Genomic DNA, 16,641 nt, shown 5'->3' with positions numbered 1-16,641 from the left:
AAGGGGTGAGCAGGTCCGGGCTCAGATGCCCCAGCGGTCTTCCCATCTCTCCTCGCGTTCGCGCTGGAATCCTTCGCCCCTGGCGTTGACCAGGGTCCGGCGGATGTCGTCCGGCGTCATCTCCGGCTTCTTGCGGCAATAGGTTGTCCACCATTGCACCTCCTGGGTGACGCGCGTGTTCAGCGGGTCGCGAAAGGTGGCGAGTACGGCGAATCCCTGCTCGCGTTCGTCCAGGAATTGCAGCGTCAGGCCGAGGTAGAACACGGCGTCCGGGTTGCCGGGATACGCATCCAGGGTCGCGTCAAAGTGCGTGCGGGCCGTGGCGTAGTCCTGGTCGAGAAAGGCGCGCAGCCCTTCGCGGTTGCTGCGGTAGGCCGCATCCGGCCCGCTGTACAGGAAGTCGCCGTGGCTGCTGAAGGCCACGCCCACGCCCGAGGTGGAGCCCACGCCCACTGAGCCGTAGCTGAGGCAGCCGGTCAGCAAGGCCAGCGCGGCGAGGAGGAATGGTAGCGTCTGTTTCATGGCATTGACCCTTGTTGGCAAATGCTTTAGTCGCACGGGCGGGGGCTAGCCGGATCGGCTCATGTCCCGCTCGCGCTCCATGCCCTCGTCCCAGGCCCGGAACATGGCCCTGGTGATGGCTTCGTCGGTCAGGTCGGGCGTGGCGGCCAGCCGCTCGGCCATGTCGTGCACCGAGTTGGTCACCTGGACCTTGCCCGAATAGCGGAACCGGGTCAGGGTGTCGAAACCGCCCTGTCGGTCGCCCCTGGCGATCTGGCACAGGCCGGTGTAGAAGACCGCGCTGGGGTAGTCCTCCACCTCGGCGGCGTGGCGGAACGCCTCCTCGGCCTTGGCGTATTCGCCGAGATTGTAGTACGCACGGCCCAGGCCGGTCAGCAGCCGGGCAGAGTCCGGGTCGTCCTTGAGGGCCTTCTGATATTCGACAACGGCCTGTTCATAGTCCTTGAGAGTCATGGACAGGTTGCCCGCCATCTTGGGCTGGGGCATGCCGCATCCGGCCAGCGGGACAAACAGGGATGCGGCCAGGGCCAGGACAAGGACGCAGGTCGGCAGGGTGTGTCTCATGGGTTCGCTTTTCTTGAGAGTGTATGGTTGTTCATCATCGCAGCAGGCCGATAGTACATGATTCGCTTTTACACCGCCACCCTGGGGTGCAAGATAAACCAGTACGAGACCCGGTCCATCGCCGAGGCATGGACCGGCCACGGGCAGGCGTTTGAGACCGGTGCGCCCCAAGAGGCGGACCTCATCCTGATCAACTCCTGCGCTGTCACGGCCAATGCCGTGGCCGACCTGCGCCAGACCGTGCGCAGTCTGCACCGGGCCAGTCCCACAGCCGGGATCATCGTCACCGGCTGCGCCGCCCAGGTCATGGCCGACGAGCTGGCCGGGCTGCCCGGCGTGGTCCGGGTGGTGCCCCAGGCGGACAAGGGCGCGCTCCTGGCCGGGCCTGCCGCGCCGCCTGTTTCTCCTGCTGTGTTGGATGGCGAGGCCGGGGCGCTGGGCGGGTTTGCACCATTTTCCATCACCGGCTACTCCAGGGCGCGGGCTGTGGTCAAGGTCCAGGACGGCTGCTCGCATCACTGCACCTACTGCATCGTCCCGCAGACGCGCGGACCGTCGGTCAGCCGCCCGGTGGACGCGGTGGTGGCCGAGGCAGTGCGCCTGCTCGACAGCGGGTTCCGCGAGCTGGTCATCAGCGGCATCAACCTGCGCCACTATGGCCGGGGGTTGCAGGACCGCACGGATTTCTGGGATCTCCTGGCCCGGCTGGACAGGGAGCTTGCGCCCCGCTGGGCCGGGCGGGCGCGGCTGCGCGTGTCGTCCGTGGAGCCGGGCCAGCTTGACCACAAGGCGCTGGACACCCTGGCCGGGTCGTCCATGGTCTGTCCACAGCTGCACCTCTCGCTGCAAAGCGGCGACCCGGATGTGCTCCGAGCCATGGGGCGCGGCCACTACGACCCGCAGGGCGCGGTGGATTTTCTCATTCGGCTGGGCGAGGCCTGGCCCGTGATCGGGCTTGGGGCCGATCTCATCACCGGATTTCCCGGCGAGGACGAGGCCGGGTTCGAGAACACCCTGACTCTGTGTCGCGTCCTGCCCCTTACCTATGCCCATGTCTTTCCCTATTCCGAGCGGCCCGGCACGGCAGCCGCGACCATGGCCGGGCAGGTGGCCGTGCCCGTGCGCAAGGAGCGGGCCACCCGGCTGCGCGCCCTGGTCAGTCGCCGCAAGCGGGCCTTTGGCGAGCGGCTCCTGGGGCGTCCCTGCCTCGACGTGCTGGTGCAGGACCAACTGGGGCGCGGGGTGAGCGAGTTCTACGCCGGGTGTCGGTTGACCCGGCTGCCCGACGGGGCCGGTCCGCGCTCCCTGGTCAGTGCCCGGCCCGTGGGCCTGGACCGGGGCGTCATCGTGGCCGAGCCCCTGGCCGCGTCCATGACCGATCCGCAGGAGAATGCGTCGTGAGCACGCCGAAGACCCCGCTGCCCGGACTCCTGGTCCTCTCCATCCTGAGCGCACGGTGGGACGATGTCTGGCCCGGCCTGCTCCATGAGCTGGAGGCGCGCTTCGGCCCGGCTGGGCATGTCTCGGACCTGTTCCCCTTTGACCAGACCGGATACTACGACAAGGAGCTCGGCACGCCCATCGTCCGGCGGCTGCTCGCCTTTGACGCCCTGCGTCCCCTGGACGAGCTGGCCGGGATCAAGCTGTTGACCAATGCCCTTGAGACCGCCCATGCCGGGCAAAGGGGGCGGCTGTTCAACCTTGATCCCGGATTCCTCACCCTGGAGCGGCTGGTGCTGGCCACGGGCAAGAATTTTTCCCACCGCATTTACCTTGGCAGCGGCATCTGGGCGGACCTGACGCTCATCTGGCAGCGCCGGGGGTGGGTGGATTTCCCCTGGACCTTTCCGGACTACGCGGGCGAGGACATGAAATCGCGGCTGACAAAGTTGCGTCAGTTGTATAAAACCAAGCTCAATAACCAAAAGGATTGACAATATGCCTGTCAGCATGACCGGTTTTGGCCGGTTCGAGACCACTGAGGACGCCTGGACCCACGTCTGGGAGATCAAGAGCGTCAATGGCCGTTTTCTCGACGTGAAGTGGCGGCTGCCCGGCTTTTTGCGTGGCCTGGAGAACGGCTGGGAAAAGGTCGTCCGCGCCCATGCCTCGCGGGGCCGGGTGGATGTCTCCCTCAACCTGGAGGTCATGGACGCCGGGGTGCTCGGCGTGACCTTCAACGAGACCATGGCCAGGGCCATGTTCCGCCAGATGGAGAAATTGGCCCAGAGCGAAGGGCGCGTGTTCGAGCCGGATTACAACCGCGTCCTGTCCATGTCGTCCCTGTGGCGCGACTCGGGCAGCGAGCCTGATCCCGGTCTGGCCGAGAGCCTGACACGCGGGCTTGAGGGCGCGCTTTTGGACTGGATGCACTCGCGCACCGTGGAGGGTGGGGCCATGGTGGCCGACCTGTTGGCCCGGTTCGAGACCCTGGGCGGGTTGACCCGTGCCGTGGCCGTGCGCGTTCCGGGCATTCTGGAAGAGAAGAAGGCCAGCCTGCGCCAGCGCATCACCGACATGCTCGCCTCTGCCGGGGCGGAGTTCTCCGAGGACCGCATGCTCCAGGAGGTGGCCTACCTGACGGACAAGCTCGATGTCTCCGAGGAGCTGACCCGGCTCGACGCTCATCTTCAGCGCATCGGCGAGACCCTGCGCACGGGCAGCGACGTGGGCAAGAAGCTCGATTTCCTCATCCAGGAGACCTTCCGCGAGATCAACACCTGCGGCAACAAGGCCCAGGACGTGGAGGTCAGCCGGTTGGTGGTGGATTTCAAGGCCGAGCTTGAGCGGTGCCGCGAGCAGGTGCAGAACATTGAATAGCGCGCCCGGCTTGGCTCGTCAGACAGTGAAACAGCTCAATCGACTCAACTAGTTGTAGGTATTTATGCAGAAACAGGGATTGCTCAACGTGGGCTTTGGCAACTTCGTGGTTTTGAGCCGCGTGGTCTCCATCGTCAACCCCACCAGCGCGCCCATGCGCCGCCTGCGCGAGGACGCGCGCCAGGAGGGGCGGCTCATCGACGCCACCCAGGGCCGCAAGACGCGCGCCATCATCGTCACTGATTCCAACCACGTCATCCTCTCGGCCATCCAGGCCGAGACCGTGGGCCAGCGTTTCAGCGCCGAAGAGGGGGAATAGGTGGGCAGTGACCATCACAACATCCGCCTGGGGCAGATCCTGGTGGTCTGCGCGCCGAGCGGCACGGGCAAGAGCACGCTCATCGAGATGCTCAGGCGGGAGTATCCAGACTTCGGTTTTTCCGTCTCCTACACCACCCGCGCCCCCAGGGGGCAGGAGCAGGACGGGCGGGAATACCATTTCGTCACCCGTGACGTTTTTATGGAAATGCGGGAGCGGGGCGAGTTTTGCGAATGGGCCGAGGTCCATGGCAACTTCTACGGCACGGCCACCGCGCCGGTGGAGGCGATGCTGGACCAGGGCCGCGACGTGCTTTTCGACATCGACGTGCAGGGGGCCAAGCAGCTGCGCAAGACCTTCTACAAGGGCACTTTCGTCTTCCTGCTGCCGCCCTCGCGCGCCGAGCTGGTGCGCAGGCTGACCCGGCGCGGCACCGATTCCGGGGAATCCATCGCCCGCAGATTGACCAATGCGACGGGCGAGATGCGGCAGGCCGACTTCTTCGACTACTGGGTGGTCAACGACGACCTGGACACGGCCTATGAGGAACTGCGGGCCGTGTATCTGGCCGGGCGGTGCAAGCCCGTGCTGCGGCCCGGCATGCTCGACTCCATCCTCGACACCTGGGGGAGCGATGGCTGAACTGGTGGTCGCCCTTGATTATCCGGACGGTGCGTCCGCCCTGACCATGGCCCGCTCCCTGCGCGGCGCGGTGCCGTGGGTCAAGGTGGGGCTTGAGCTGTTCACGGCTGAAGGTCCGGCAGTGGTCACGGGCCTGAAGGATCTCGGATTTCGGGTCTTTCTGGACATGAAATTCTTCGACATCCCCAACACGGTCCGGGGCGCGACCCGCTCCGCCGCGCGGCTGGGGGTGGACATGGTCAACATCCACGCCCTGGGCGGCGAGCGCATGGCCCGCGCGGCCCTGGAGGGGTGCGCAGAGGGGTGTGCAGAGGGGTTCGCCAAAGGGACGCGCGCCGACCAGGAGCCGCCGCTGCTCCTGGCTGTGACCATGCTCACCAGCATGGCCGCGGGCGATCTGCCCCTTGAGTGCGCGCCGCCACCCTCGGAAATGGTCCTTGACCTGGCTGTGAAAGCCAAGCAATATGGCGTAAATGGAGTGGTCTGTTCCGGGCTTGAGGTCGAGGCGGTCAAGAAGGCCTGTGGGGGGCGGTTCATCTGCCTGACCCCGGGCATCCGGCCTGCCTCGGCAGGGGGGGATGACCAGCGTCGGGTGGTCACCCCGGCCCAGGCTGTCCGGTCCGGCTCCGACTATCTCGTGGTGGGCAGGCCCATCACCGGGGCCGCGTCCCCGGCGGACGCTGCACTCGTCATTGTCGAGGAGATTCGATCAGCCTGACCAGGGGGGAGCGGATGACTGAGCGAAGTGACACCGAGCACCCCGGACGGGGGGTTGTCAGAGACGGCGCCGAGAAGATCAAGGGGGTCTTCTCCACCCAGTCCGTGTCCAAGATCGGCACCGGCACCAGCCAGCGACGCACCATCCAGAAGACCTACTGGAGTGGCGAGGAGCTGGAGGACGGCACCATTGGCGTGCAGCCTCTCAACCGCAACTATGTCCCCTCCGGCCCCAAGCGCATCCTTGAGCGCGACGAATTTCTGACCAAATTCAATCCTGAGCCCGAATTCTACCTCTCCACCGTGTATCCGGCCATCAGGCAGATGGACGAGGCCGTGGTGCGCGGCGAGAAGCACCGCGAGCGCGGCGCGGCCTACAGCGCCGAGTTCGAGTTCAAGCAGGCCACGGCCATTGACGAGGAGAACGTGCGCGCCAACTTCGGCCTGGGCCTGACCTACCTCGACCGGGGCGATCAGGTGAAGGCCAACGACATCTTCGAGCGCCTCGTCGGGCTCGAGGCGGCCTTTGAGGAGGAGCACAAGCACCTGTTCAACGATTTCGGCATCAACATGCGCAAGAACAAGATGTACGAACAGGCCCTGCAATACTACCTGCGCGCCGAGGGTCTGGTGGCGGACGACGAGCACCTGTTCCACAACATCGCGCGCTGCTTCTATGAAAAGGGCGACGTTGAGGGGTGCAAGAAATACCTGCGCAAGAGCCTTGAGGTCAATCCGGACCTCAAGGAGAGCCGCATGTTCTGGGCCTTTCTCAAGAGCGAGGGGCATGTGGACAAGGCCGAGGGCGGACCGGGTCCCGAATCCGGCCAGCCGGAAGCGGAGCCGGTGCGCGAAGCGGGGCAGGCAGACGCTGGCAAGCCGGGGTCGGGCAAGCCGGGAACGGGCGAGTCGAAAAACGGCGAGTCGAAAAACGGCAAATCGGGTGACGGCAAATCGGGCAGCGGCAAGCCTGGGGCTCCGCTGGTCCTGACTCTGGACTGACCCGGCGTTTTCGGTCGTTCGGGATTCCATGGGCGGCACGGGCCGCGAAACACGATGCGGGCAGGGAGTTGTCATGAACCAGGACAAGATTCAGAGTTTCTTGCGCGAACTCCCCAAAATGCGCAACGACCTGCCCTTTTCACCAGAGGTGTTCAGGAAGCTCTTTTTTCAGACCGGGGCCTCGTCCCTGGCCTCCCTCGAAGAGGTGGGCAAGACCCTGGGCAATGACCAGGGATTGACCACCCGCGTGCTCAGCCTCGCCAATTCGGCCTATTACGGCCTTCAGGCCGAGGTCCAGTCCGTGTCCCGCGCCGCCGCCGTGCTCGGCATGGCCGAGATCCGCAACATCGTGCTCACCCTGGGCGTCAACGGACTCACGCGCGGTCGAACCATGCCCAACGGGTTCGACCTGGGCGAGTACTGGCGGCACCAGTTTTTCGTGGCCATGATCGCCAGGGAGCTCTCTCGCATCACCGAGGTCGGCAATCCGGACAACCTGTTCACCGCCGGGCTGCTGCACGACATCGGCAAGCTCATCATCGCCATGCGCCGCCCGGAAGACTGGGTGGGCATCCGCGAGCTGGCCGATGCCGAGGACATGCTCGACGCCGAGGCCGAGGAAGAGTACTGGGGGCTGGACCACGCCGTGATCGGCGCCCTGGTGCTCAAATCCTGGGATCTGCCGCCTACCCTGGTGGAGCCGGTCAACTGGCACCACGCTCCGGAGCTTTCGCCCGGCCACTCCAACGAGGCCACGGTCATCTGTGTGTCCGACTGCGCGGCCCACGCCGTGGAAGAGGAGGAGGACCGCTACGACAGCCGGCTTGATGCCCTGTGTCCGGACCTGGAAATGGAGCGCGAAGAGGTCTTGGAAGTGGCCGAGGAATTGGCCGAATCAAAGGACATCGAACAGTTCATCAGACTGCTCTCATAACCAACGGGAATTGATTTGCCCTGCATCTGGAAAGCCCGCGGCGAAAACGCGCCGCCCTCGTCTGCCGTCATGGCCGAGCAGTTGTCCGTCTCCCCCCTCATCGTCGATATCCTCTGGAACAGGGGGCTGACCTCGGTGGAGGACATGGATCGTTTCCTCAGCCCCGGCCTGCGCCATCTGGCCAAGCCCTCGGAGATTCCCGGCCTGATGGAGGCCGCCGAGGTTCTGGCACGCGGTCTGGCCGAGGGGCGCACTCTGGCCATCTGGGGCGACTACGACGTGGACGGCATCACGGCCACGGCCCTGATCAAGGAGTTTCTCGCCCTGCGTGGCATCAGCGCCATGCACCATCTGCCCAACCGGATGGAGGAAGGGTACGGCATGAACATCCCCGGCGTGGAGCAACTGGCCCAGGCCGGCGCGCAGATGCTCCTGACCGTGGACTGCGGCATCTCCGACATCGGCCCGGTGGCCCGCGCCCGCGAGCTGGGCATGCTCGTGGCGGTCACGGACCACCACCTGCCCGGCGATGCGCTGCCCGATGCCCACGCCGTGTGCAACCCCCGGCTGCGCGAGGGCGGCCCCTGCGACGATCTGGCCGGGGTGGGCGTGGCCTTCATGCTCGTCTGCGCCCTCAACCGGATGCTGCCGGGCGAACAGGCGGACGTGCGTCCGCTGCTCGATCTGGTGGCCCTTGGCACCGTGGCCGACGTGGTCCGGCTCACCGGGCAGAACCGCATCCTGGTCAAGAACGGCCTTTTGGTCATCAAGGAGGCGGCCCGGCCCGGCATGGCCGCCCTCAAGGTGGTCAGCGACTACGAGCGCAAGGCCGAGCTGGGGGCCGGGCAGATCGGCTTCAACCTCGCTCCGAGGGTCAACGCTGCCGGGCGCATGGGCGATCCTGGCAAGGCGCTCTCCCTGCTCCTGGCCAAGAGTTTCGACGAAGCCATGCCCATTGCCGAGGAGCTCAACGCCATCAACATGGAGCGCCGCCGCCAGGAGCAGGAGATCGCGGACGAGGCCTTTGCCCAGGCCGAGACCATGAAGCGCATGGCCGGACTGGTGCTCCACGCCGACCATTGGCATCCGGGCATCATCGGCATCGTGGCCTCGCGCGTGGTGGAGCGGTACTACCGGCCCACCCTGATGCTCTGCTCGCGCCAAGACACCGGCCTGATCAAAGGCTCTGGCCGCAGCATTTCGGAGTTTGACCTGCACGAGAGCCTCAAGGCGGTCAGCCCGCTGCTGGCCGGTTTCGGCGGACACAAGCAGGCCGCCGGGCTCTCCCTTGTGCCGGAGAATCTGGCCGCCCTGCGTGAGCAGTTCAACGCGTTTGTCATCAGCCAGCTCGGCCCGGAGCCGCTGACCCCGACCCTCAAGCTCGACCGCCAGCTCCCCTTTGCCGAGATCACCAACACCCTGCTCAACGAGCTGGAACTGCTGCAACCCTTCGGCCTTGGCAACCCGGAGCCGGTCTTTGCCTCCGCGCCCGTGACCGTGGCCGAGTACCGGCTTTTTGGCCGCGAGAACGAACACGTCAAGCTCGTGCTGGCCGATGCACAGACCGGGGCCAGACTGCCCGGCAAGGCGTGGCGCATGGGCCGCGAATTTCCCCGCAACACCCAGGGGCAGGCCATGCGCTTTGCCTTCACCCCCAAGATCGACCGCTTCCGCGGAATCCCCAGCATCGACCTGCGCATCCGCGACTGGCTGGTGTAGCCGCCAAAACGCCATGAACGGCGCGGGTCGCGACGCCCAGATCCGGCTCCTCCGGGGGATACCTCAAGGCTGCCGGGCCTGGGCTGCGTCCATTCTGAATGCTCCTTGGCCCACGGCAGGCGGGAAGGGCATCCCGCCTGCCGTGAGGCGGCGTGAGGGGCTATTCAGGCAGGGGAACGACCAGGATCGGGATCTTGCAGTGACGGATTGTCTCTGTGGCCACGCTGCCGAGCAGGATGCCCATCAGGCCGGTCTGGCCGTGGGTGCCCATGACAACCATGTCGAAGTTTCCGCTCTCGGTTTCGGCCACGATGCGTTGCGCTGCATCACCGCAGACCACCTTGATCCTGGCCCCGGCGAGGTGAGCGGGGCTGCCGGGGGTCGTGAATTCTTCCCTGGCAATGCCTTCCAGACGTTCATGGATGGCTTGAATGGCCTTGTCCTTTTCCCCTTTGTCGATCCAGTACGCAGCCTTTTCGCCAAAGGTCTGGGCCAGGTCCATTCCGGCCTCTTCGCTGAGCAGCTCAAGGGAATCCGGGAGCACGTGGAGGACAGTGACCTCGGCGTCGTGCCTGTCGGCCAGGACCGCCGCGAAGCCCAGAGCCAGCCGGGCATTGGCCGAGAGGTCAGTGGCATAGAGAATGTTCTTGATGTTCGGGAGCATGGCATTCCTCCTTGGAATCCGTTCAGGCCGGGGCCGATGTGGCCGCTGCCGGGCCAAACAGGCGGGGGGTGAGTTTCACATACCAGGCGGCGGACTGCACCTGGATGATGTATGCGGCAGCGACCACCAGGGCCGCATCCGCCCCCTTCTCGCCAAAGGCGTTCATGGCGATTGCCAGGGCGATGGACAGGTTGCGCATGACGGTGCCGTAGACCATGGCGATGGCATCGCCGCGACTCAGCAGCCGCTTGCCTATCACGGTGCTGATGGTGAAGTTGATGCCGTACAGCAGGACCAACGGCAGGAGGATGGTCAGGAGCAGCTCCGGCGATGCGGCGATGGTGCGCGCCTTGAGGGCCAGGGCCACGAACACGATCCCCAGCACCCCGATGGTGGACAGCGCCGGGAACCGCGGGCCGAGTCGCTTCTGGAAGTGCTCCTGGCCGAATTTGCGGACCAGGAGGCGCTGGGTGATGAAACCCAGGGTCATGGGCAGGAAGACGATGAAGAATATCTGGCTGAACACGGCTGTAACGTCCACCTCAATGGCCGCGCCCATGAGCGCCCGGACATAGAACGGGGTAGCCAGCGATCCGGCCACAAGCCCGACAACGGTCATTTTCACGGCTGCGGCCATGTTGCCCTTGGCAAAACCGGTCCAGGAAATGGTCATGCCGCTGGTTGGGACCAGCCCGGCCAGGAGCAGGCCAAGGGCCATGTACGGCTTGTCGGCAAAAAAGGCGAGCCCCATGCCCCAGGCCAGAAACGGCGTGAACAGGAAGTTCACTCCCAAAGTGATGCCCTGCGCCTTGATGTCGCCGCCCTCAAAGACCTTTTTGATGTTCAGGGTGACCATCATCGGGTAGACCATGAGGAAGGTGAAGGGTATGATCATGGCCTTGAGCCAGCCGGCCTCTGCGCTGATGCCGTAGAGGAATCCAAGGGCCATCATTGTCGGGATGACCAGAGTCAGTTTTTTCGTGATGGTTTGCAGAAAAGACCACATGGGGCGCTCCCTGTTAGAAAGTCCAGGTATTCCAGCCATCCTCATTGCGACGGATGACTTCAATGCCTTTTGCCAGCCGCCAGTGGCTTGGCAGGGCGGATTCGTTGATGCCCCGGGCCTTGGCGCAGGGCAGGCAGACCATGACTTCGATGTTCTGGTCCAGGATGACCTGGAGATACTGCATGAGCGTGTCGCCGGTGGCGGCCCGGACATGCTCTGTCAGGGCCGGGTTGGTCAGGTAGACGGCGTCGTCCACCAGGAAGAGGGAGACCTCGTGCCCATCGTCCACCGCTTTGGTGGCGAACATGACGGATCGGGTGGCGCGCACCGGGTTTTCAGGTCCGGCGGAGATGATGAACTGATACTTGCTCATTGTGTTCCTTGTTCTGTTCAGGTTGAGGTCAGTCGTTGCCGCTGTCGCCCATCTCCGTTGCCCGGCAGTCCGGATCCGAGCAGCAGGGAGCCTCGTTCAGTCGGTAGGTCTTGACTCCGCTTGCGACCGGTTCGAGGATGAAGCGCTTTTCACAGGCCGGACAATTCACATACACCGGGGCATAGCCGCCGGGGTGCTCCGTGTGCTGCGGAGCGTGGCAATACGGGCATTGAACGTCGTAAGCGGGCATGGGACACCTCCTGGTTGCGTGCTGTTGTGACTGCACCATGCCCCAGGGAGGCCGGGGCGGCATTGATCTCGATCAACACGGGCGAAAAAAATGGACACAACCACAATCGTTGAAATCATCAGCACACTGCCGTTGTTCTCCCATCTGGCGATGAACCAGATCGAGCGGCTGGCGCGGGCGGCGAATATCGAGACGATCCCGGCAGGCGGGCTGTATTTCAGCGAACAGGCGGCAGCCCAGGGGTTGCACCTGTTGGTTGCGGGGCGGGTGAAGCTGTTCAGGATGTCCGAGGAAGGGCGGGAGCAGACGATCTTCATTTTCGGTCCCGGAGAACCGTTTTGTCTCTGTTCGGTGTTTTCCGACGGTCAGCTTCCGGCCAATCTGGCCGCGCTGGAGCCGAGCACGGTGCTGGTTGTTCCTCCCGGAGAGCTGGAAAGGCTTGTGGCGGAGGATCCGGGAATGCTGCTGATGATCCTGCGGGTCATGTCACGACGCCTCAAGGAGGCCATGGACATGATCGACGCGCTGTCGCTCAGGCAGCTGCCGTCCCGTCTGGCCGCCTATGTCCTGACCTCTGCCGAGGGAGACGTCATGACGCTGTCCATCACTCACCGCGAGCTTGCCAAGATCATTGGGGCCACGCCCGAAGCCCTGTCCCGCTCCCTCAGGAAGATGAGCGAAGCGGGTCTGCTGAAAATCGAGGGCAAGGAGGTGCGGATATTGGACCGCTGGGGATTGGAGCAGTGTCGCGCATCGGGCCTGGCCTGATCCTCCCGGCCAGAGGCAACCCGATGCGCTCCTCACCAATGGGCAGGGGGCGTCCACGCCGCCAGCGGCGGCGGTGTCAGGTGAATTTTCTCTCTCTGTGCCGCCTGTCTACACGAACTGGGCCGCGTTGTAGCTGGAGCGGACCAGGGGGGCGCTGAAGACGTGGCGGATGCCGCGTGCCTGACCTTGGGCGGCGTAGGCGTCAAAGGCGGCGGGCTCCACATAGCGGGCCACCGGGGGGTGCTGGCGGGTGGGGCGCATGTACTGGCCGATGGTGACGATGTCGCAGTTGACGGCGGCCAGGTCGTCGAGCACGGGCAGGATCTGGGCATCGGTTTCGCCCAGCCCGACCATGATGCCGCTCTTGGTGGGGATGGACGGGGCCAGCACCTTGGACCGCGCCAGCAGCGTCAGGCTCTGGCGATAGTCGGCCTGGGGGCGGATGGCCGGATACAGGGACGGCACGGTTTCCAGGTTGTGGTTGAGCACGTCGGGCCGGGCGTCGAGCACGGTGCGCAGGGCGGCCTCGTCGCCCAGAAAGTCGGGGATAAGCACTTCCACGGTACATTTGGGCAGGGTCTGGCGCACGGCTCGGATGGTGGCCGCGAAATGTCCGGCCCCGCCGTCGGGCAGGTCGTCACGGGTGACCGAGGTGACCACCACGTGCTTGAGGTCGAGCCTGCGGGCGGCCTCGGCCACGCGGGCGGGCTCGTCCGCTTCCAGGGGCTCCAGGCGGCCCGGCGCGATGTTGCAGAAGGCGCAGTTGCGCGAGCACACGCTGCCCATGATCAGGAACGTAGCCACGTTTCTTGAGAAGCATTCCCACTTGTTGGGGCATTTGGCGCTCTGGCAGACCGTGTTCAGGCGCAGGTCGTCGATGAGCCCTTCGGTGCAGGAGAACCGCTCACTGCTGGGGAGTTTGATCCGCAGCCAGGGCGGAATCCGCAAAGGCTTTTCTGAATTCCCGGATAAAGACATGTTTGACTTCCTTAATGGTGATGTCGTGTCCGGCCTCGGCGCTGAGAGAGGTGGGCCGCGCGCCCTGGATGCCGCACAGGGTTATCATGTTGAACAGGCTCACGTCGCGGCCCACATTGAGGGCCAGGCCGTGATAGGTGACCCAGCGGCGCACGCCGATGCCCATGGAGCATATTTTGCGCATTTCGTCCACCCAGACGCCGGGGTGGCCGGGTCGGCGCGTGGTCTCGACGCCGAAAGCGGCGCAGGTGGCGATGACCGCCTCCTCCATGTCGTGGAAGAATTTGCGCATGCCGCCGGGCCGTTTCTCCACCCGCCAGATGGGATAGGCCACCAGCTGGCCGGGGAAGTGGCAGGTGATGTTGCCCCCGCGCGCCGTGCGGGCCAGCTCAATGCCTTGGGCGGCCAGAAAGGACGCGTCCACATGCAGGTTTTCCGCCCCGCCCTGGCGGCCCAGGGTGATGACCCTGGGGTGCTCCAGCACAAAGAGGGTGTTGCCGCGCTCGCCCGCCGTGACTCTCTCCAGCGTTTCGAGCTGGATCGCTTCAGCCTGGGCGTAGCCTATGAGTCCGAGGTCGGTGAGGATCATTTTTCCTGGATGGCGGGCTTGTAAGGCAGCACCAGCGCGCCGGATTTGAGGTCGGTTCCGGGGGTGGCGGGCCACTCCGGGATGATGGCCTGTCCGGGGAACAGGGGGCGGTGTTTGGGGCCGTAGTCCACCAGGGTCAGCCCCTTGTCCGAGCAGGCGTACTGCCCGTTGCCGCCGTGCAGGGAGAACGGCTCGGAGATGAGGCGCACCGCGCCGAAATCCTTGGCCCCCTTGCGCGAGAGGTAGAGGAAGTTGATGGACACCCCGGTCTTGTCCAGCCGCGCCTCGGACGAGAGCAGTTCGAGCCACTTGGGCGCGCCCTTGACCGAGAAGTTGAAATGGCACCAGGGTGCGTTTTTGCCGGTGGCCGGCATGGGACACTCCACGGCGTGGGGGCAGGGTGCGATGGGCTTGAATCCGTGGGCCATGAACTGGCCGCGCATCTCGGCAATGATCCGGCCTGTCAGGCGCACGCCGGTCTCGACGAGCAGGATGCGGCCCGTGTCCTTGCACGCGCCAGTCATGTGCCGGGCGAGCTTTTCGGCCTGGGGCCGGGCGGTCCTGCCCGACCAGTCCAGCTCGTTGAAGGCGTTGGCGGCCACGATCAGATCCGCCTTGCGCAGAATGCGGTCGGTGAAGGCCGCCTTGACCGTCTTGACGCGCCACGGGGTGTCGCCCGCCACGGCGTTGAAGAGCTGGAGGCCCGCCTGCATGGCCTTGGGCACGCGGTCCATGCAGGTGAAGGTCAGCCTGCGGCTGCGCAGGTGGGGCCGCGACATCCACAGGGCGATGACTGCGGTCAGCGGCCCGGAGCCGAGGTCCACGATCTCGCCGTCTTCAGGGATGTCCAGCTCCATGCCGCTGAACAGCCGCGACATGCGGTACAGGTTCCACGGCAGGAAATAGCACAGGTAGGGCGAGAGGAACCGGGCGTCGCCCATGTAGTCGAGCCGCCGCTCGGAGCGTTCGTTGGTCAGGCTGCGCGACATGTCGCGGATGTCATACTTGAGCTGCTCGCGGTGCTTGGCCTTGAGCGGCCAGATGTGCTTGAGGATCTCGCCGAACCGCTCCAGCTCGGCCTCGTTCTCGGCCGTGATGTTGGGAAAAAGGCTGTCAATCGACATAGGTGAAGCGCATCCTTTGCATGAACCGGTCGCCGAACGTGGTGTCGGCGGCCAGATCGAGCGCGGTTATGGTGTCCGGTAGCGTCCGGGCAAAGGCCCGCGCGCCGGGATCGGTCGCGAGCATCCCGGTGCCCTTGAGCGAGGTGTTGCCCGCCTTGATTGTCCTGGCTCCCAGGCCGGGTGGCAGGAAGCCCAGCGTCTCCAGGTCGTCCAGGGAGACATGCTCGCCCAGCGCTCCGGCGATGTGCAGGACGGCCAGCCGGGCCGGGGCCAGCCCTGCCTCGGCCAGCAGGGCGGACATGGCCAGGTTGAAGGCCGCCTTGACCTTGAGGATTTCCTCCACGTCCGAGGCCGGGAGCAGGAGGGCGTCATCGAGTGCCAGGGCGGGCTCGCCCGCCAGGGTGGTCAGCCGGGCCGCCAGCCGGGCCGCCAGCGGGGTGGAGCCGGTGGCGAAGTGGCCCGTGTCGTCGAGCACGCCGTGGCGGAGCAGGAGGGCGGTCAGGGAAAGATAGCCAGTGCCGGTCATGCCGGTGGGCGGTCCGTTGGCCGAATCCCCCTCGAAGCGCACGGGCGCGAGGCCCTTGGGGGTCAGCCGGAATGCGGTGATGGCGCCGGGGCCTGCGGTGCGGCCACAGGAGAGGCCCACGCCCTCCAGGGCCGGGCCCATGGGCACGCTGGCTACCAGCCGTTTTCTCGGCGACAGGGCCAGGACAAACTCGCCGTTGGTGCCGAGATCGGCCAGCAGGAAGGGAAATTTTGGTTCGTCTCCGTACTCGATGGCGGTCAGCCCGGCGCTGATGTCCGCGCCCACAAAGGGGGCGAGCAGCGGGGGGATGTAGGCTGGGGGCAGCCCGGCTCCGAGTTTTCGCTCGTCGTCGCCCGCGTAGGTCAGGGCGTAGGGCGCGCTGGCAAGCCCGTCGGGCTTCATGCCCAGCAGAATATAGGTCATGGCCGGGTTGCCGGACACGGCAAGGGCGGTGCAGACGCCCCCCATGTTGCGGGCGGCCATGGTGGCGATCTCGGCCAGCCGGTCAAGGATCAGGCCGCGCAGCACGAAGCGCCCTTCGGCGGTGGCGGCCACGGCCAGCCGGGACATGATCTCGCTGCCCAGGCCGGTCTGCGGGTTCAGCTCCTGGCCCGTGGCCACGGGTGTGTCGCCTGAGAGCGCGGTCCAGTGGATGCTGGTGGTGCCGAGGTCCACAGCCAGGGCAAAGTCGCCGCTGGCCGGGGCCAGGGTGCGCATGGCGCGCAGGCTGCGCACCGGGGTGGGGATTTCCACCTCGCACGGCTCGGAGGGGTGCAGGCAGGAGAGCCGCCAGCCCTGGTCCAGGCTGGTCTGGCCGAGCTTTTTCAGCTCCTCGCGGGTGGGCGCGGGCGGATCGGCAACGTAGCGCACGCGGCACAGGCCGCACTTGCCCAGACCCGAGCACAGGGGCACGCCGTGCCACAGGCGGCTCAGGAAGATGGTCCGGGCCAGGGTGTCGCCGGGGCGCGGCTCAAGGGCCAGCCGACCGCCGTCCGGGGTGCGTATCAGTATGCTCACGATGCGGTTCCTTGTGGCGCGCAGACTAGCCCATGCCCACCCGGCTGTAAATGAGCATCTCGCCGCCCGCTGCGGGCCGGGCCTGGAAGGCAAAAGGGGCGGAGGAC

General features: G+C 65.8%; 20 protein-coding genes. 10 read left to right on the top strand and 10 right to left on the bottom strand.

What is annotated here, in order from left to right:
• Positions 1-21: 21 nt before the first annotated feature.
• Positions 22-522 carry a tetratricopeptide repeat protein gene (locus DAES_RS11705; protein ID WP_013515236.1) on the bottom strand — a complete coding sequence of 167 codons (501 nt, stop codon included), beginning with the start codon at positions 520-522 and terminating at the stop codon, positions 22-24.
• Positions 523-567: 45 nt separating this feature from the next.
• Positions 568-1,086: a tetratricopeptide repeat protein gene (locus DAES_RS11700; protein ID WP_013515235.1), complete on the bottom strand. Its 519-nt coding sequence runs from the start codon at positions 1,084-1,086 to the stop codon at positions 568-570.
• Positions 1,087-1,143: 57 nt separating this feature from the next.
• Here DAES_RS11700 and DAES_RS11695 point away from each other — a divergent pair, with 57 nt between their 5' ends.
• The 9 genes from DAES_RS11695 (at position 1,144) to recJ (ending at position 9,239) form a co-directional block, all read left to right on the top strand.
• On the top strand, positions 1,144-2,487 hold the full coding sequence (locus DAES_RS11695; RefSeq protein ID WP_013515234.1) for a MiaB/RimO family radical SAM methylthiotransferase: 1,344 nt from the start codon (positions 1,144-1,146) through the stop codon (positions 2,485-2,487).
• On the top strand, positions 2,484-3,020 hold the full coding sequence (locus DAES_RS11690) for a DUF4416 family protein (protein WP_013515233.1): 537 nt from the start codon (positions 2,484-2,486) through the stop codon (positions 3,018-3,020). The genes DAES_RS11695 and DAES_RS11690 overlap by 4 nt, the downstream gene beginning before the upstream one ends.
• A gap of 4 nt (positions 3,021-3,024) precedes the next feature.
• Positions 3,025-3,906 carry a YicC/YloC family endoribonuclease gene (locus tag DAES_RS11685; protein ID WP_013515232.1) on the top strand — a complete coding sequence of 294 codons (882 nt, stop codon included), beginning with the start codon at positions 3,025-3,027 and terminating at the stop codon, positions 3,904-3,906.
• A 64-nt stretch (positions 3,907-3,970) separates the two neighbouring features.
• The gene (locus DAES_RS11680; RefSeq protein ID WP_013515231.1) at positions 3,971-4,225 is read left to right on the top strand and encodes a DUF370 domain-containing protein; all 255 of its coding nucleotides are present in this window, start codon (positions 3,971-3,973) and stop codon (positions 4,223-4,225) included.
• Entirely contained in the window at positions 4,226-4,867 is a 642-nt protein-coding gene (gene gmk, locus DAES_RS11675) for a guanylate kinase (RefSeq protein WP_013515230.1), read from the top strand.
• On the top strand, positions 4,860-5,585 hold the full coding sequence (gene pyrF, locus DAES_RS11670; protein ID WP_013515229.1) for an orotidine-5'-phosphate decarboxylase: 726 nt from the start codon (positions 4,860-4,862) through the stop codon (positions 5,583-5,585). Before gmk ends, pyrF begins: the two co-directional genes overlap by 8 nt.
• A 14-nt stretch (positions 5,586-5,599) precedes the next feature.
• Entirely contained in the window at positions 5,600-6,586 is a 987-nt protein-coding gene (locus tag DAES_RS11665; RefSeq protein WP_013515228.1) for a tetratricopeptide repeat protein, read from the top strand.
• Positions 6,587-6,659: 73 nt separating this feature from the next.
• Positions 6,660-7,520 (top strand): HDOD domain-containing protein, encoded by an 861-nt coding sequence (locus tag DAES_RS11660; RefSeq protein ID WP_013515227.1) that lies wholly within the window; start codon positions 6,660-6,662, stop codon positions 7,518-7,520.
• 15 nt (positions 7,521-7,535) lie between these two features.
• Positions 7,536-9,239, top strand: coding sequence for a single-stranded-DNA-specific exonuclease RecJ (gene recJ, locus DAES_RS11655; protein WP_013515226.1), 1,704 nt, complete (start codon positions 7,536-7,538; stop codon positions 9,237-9,239).
• 160 nt (positions 9,240-9,399) lie between these two features.
• On the opposite strand, the gene DAES_RS11650 is transcribed toward recJ, so the two are convergent.
• From DAES_RS11650 to DAES_RS11635, 4 genes are read right to left on the bottom strand one after another with little or no spacing between them, the layout of a single operon-like run.
• Positions 9,400-9,903, bottom strand: coding sequence for a universal stress protein (locus DAES_RS11650; RefSeq protein WP_013515225.1), 504 nt, complete (start codon positions 9,901-9,903; stop codon positions 9,400-9,402).
• Between the two features lie 22 nt (positions 9,904-9,925).
• Entirely contained in the window at positions 9,926-10,909 is a 984-nt protein-coding gene (locus tag DAES_RS11645) for an arsenic resistance protein (RefSeq protein WP_013515224.1), read from the bottom strand.
• Positions 10,910-10,922: 13 nt separating this feature from the next.
• Positions 10,923-11,282, bottom strand: coding sequence for a DsrE family protein (locus DAES_RS11640; protein ID WP_013515223.1), 360 nt, complete (start codon positions 11,280-11,282; stop codon positions 10,923-10,925).
• Positions 11,283-11,310: 28 nt separating this feature from the next.
• Positions 11,311-11,532, bottom strand: coding sequence for a hypothetical protein (locus tag DAES_RS11635; protein WP_013515222.1), 222 nt, complete (start codon positions 11,530-11,532; stop codon positions 11,311-11,313).
• Positions 11,533-11,622: 90 nt separating this feature from the next.
• On the opposite strand from DAES_RS11635, the gene DAES_RS11630 reads away from it, so the two are divergent.
• On the top strand, positions 11,623-12,300 hold the full coding sequence (locus tag DAES_RS11630; RefSeq protein WP_013515221.1) for a Crp/Fnr family transcriptional regulator: 678 nt from the start codon (positions 11,623-11,625) through the stop codon (positions 12,298-12,300).
• Between the two features lie 108 nt (positions 12,301-12,408).
• On the opposite strand, the gene lipA is transcribed toward DAES_RS11630, so the two are convergent.
• The 4 genes from lipA to DAES_RS11610 are packed head-to-tail and all read right to left on the bottom strand — an operon-like array spanning position 12,409 to position 16,534.
• Entirely contained in the window at positions 12,409-13,278 is an 870-nt protein-coding gene (gene lipA / locus DAES_RS11625) for a lipoyl synthase (protein ID WP_041271428.1), read from the bottom strand.
• Entirely contained in the window at positions 13,205-13,867 is a 663-nt protein-coding gene (gene lipB / locus DAES_RS11620) for a lipoyl(octanoyl) transferase LipB (RefSeq protein ID WP_013515219.1), read from the bottom strand. The genes lipA and lipB overlap by 74 nt, the downstream gene beginning before the upstream one ends.
• The gene (locus DAES_RS11615) at positions 13,864-14,991 is read right to left on the bottom strand and encodes a small ribosomal subunit Rsm22 family protein (protein ID WP_013515218.1); all 1,128 of its coding nucleotides are present in this window, start codon (positions 14,989-14,991) and stop codon (positions 13,864-13,866) included. The genes lipB and DAES_RS11615 overlap by 4 nt, the downstream gene beginning before the upstream one ends.
• Positions 14,981-16,534, bottom strand: a complete 1,554-nt coding sequence (locus tag DAES_RS11610) for an ASKHA domain-containing protein (protein ID WP_013515217.1) — start codon at positions 16,532-16,534, stop codon at positions 14,981-14,983. The genes DAES_RS11615 and DAES_RS11610 overlap by 11 nt, the downstream gene beginning before the upstream one ends.
• Positions 16,535-16,641: the final 107 nt, after the last annotated feature.

The organism is Pseudodesulfovibrio aespoeensis Aspo-2 (assembly GCF_000176915.2).
GTDB lineage: Bacteria > Desulfobacterota > Desulfovibrionia > Desulfovibrionales > Desulfovibrionaceae > Pseudodesulfovibrio > Pseudodesulfovibrio aespoeensis.
This window is presented reverse-complemented; position numbering and strand designations above follow the sequence as displayed.

What these genes read in the sequence shown, in the direction of transcription:
- DAES_RS11665 (WP_013515228.1), top strand. Translation starts at nt 5,600, where the DNA reads ATGACTGAGCGAAGTGACACCGAGCACCCCGGACGGGGGGTTGTCAGA.
- DAES_RS11645 (WP_013515224.1), bottom strand. Translation starts at nt 10,909, where the DNA reads ATGTGGTCTTTTCTGCAAACCATCACGAAAAAACTGACTCTGGTCATC.
- DAES_RS11685 (WP_013515232.1), top strand. Translation starts at nt 3,025, where the DNA reads ATGCCTGTCAGCATGACCGGTTTTGGCCGGTTCGAGACCACTGAGGAC.
- DAES_RS11635 (WP_013515222.1), bottom strand. Translation starts at nt 11,532, where the DNA reads ATGCCCGCTTACGACGTTCAATGCCCGTATTGCCACGCTCCGCAGCAC.
- lipA (WP_041271428.1), bottom strand. Translation starts at nt 13,278, where the DNA reads ATGTCTTTATCCGGGAATTCAGAAAAGCCTTTGCGGATTCCGCCCTGG.
- DAES_RS11615 (WP_013515218.1), bottom strand. Translation starts at nt 14,991, where the DNA reads ATGTCGATTGACAGCCTTTTTCCCAACATCACGGCCGAGAACGAGGCC.
- DAES_RS11700 (WP_013515235.1), bottom strand. Translation starts at nt 1,086, where the DNA reads ATGAGACACACCCTGCCGACCTGCGTCCTTGTCCTGGCCCTGGCCGCA.
- DAES_RS11680 (WP_013515231.1), top strand. Translation starts at nt 3,971, where the DNA reads ATGCAGAAACAGGGATTGCTCAACGTGGGCTTTGGCAACTTCGTGGTT.
- DAES_RS11640 (WP_013515223.1), bottom strand. Translation starts at nt 11,282, where the DNA reads ATGAGCAAGTATCAGTTCATCATCTCCGCCGGACCTGAAAACCCGGTG.
- DAES_RS11630 (WP_013515221.1), top strand. Translation starts at nt 11,623, where the DNA reads ATGGACACAACCACAATCGTTGAAATCATCAGCACACTGCCGTTGTTC.
- lipB (WP_013515219.1), bottom strand. Translation starts at nt 13,867, where the DNA reads ATGATCCTCACCGACCTCGGACTCATAGGCTACGCCCAGGCTGAAGCG.
- DAES_RS11705 (WP_013515236.1), bottom strand. Translation starts at nt 522, where the DNA reads ATGAAACAGACGCTACCATTCCTCCTCGCCGCGCTGGCCTTGCTGACC.
- DAES_RS11695 (WP_013515234.1), top strand. Translation starts at nt 1,144, where the DNA reads ATGATTCGCTTTTACACCGCCACCCTGGGGTGCAAGATAAACCAGTAC.
- DAES_RS11650 (WP_013515225.1), bottom strand. Translation starts at nt 9,903, where the DNA reads ATGCTCCCGAACATCAAGAACATTCTCTATGCCACTGACCTCTCGGCC.
- DAES_RS11660 (WP_013515227.1), top strand. Translation starts at nt 6,660, where the DNA reads ATGAACCAGGACAAGATTCAGAGTTTCTTGCGCGAACTCCCCAAAATG.
- pyrF (WP_013515229.1), top strand. Translation starts at nt 4,860, where the DNA reads ATGGCTGAACTGGTGGTCGCCCTTGATTATCCGGACGGTGCGTCCGCC.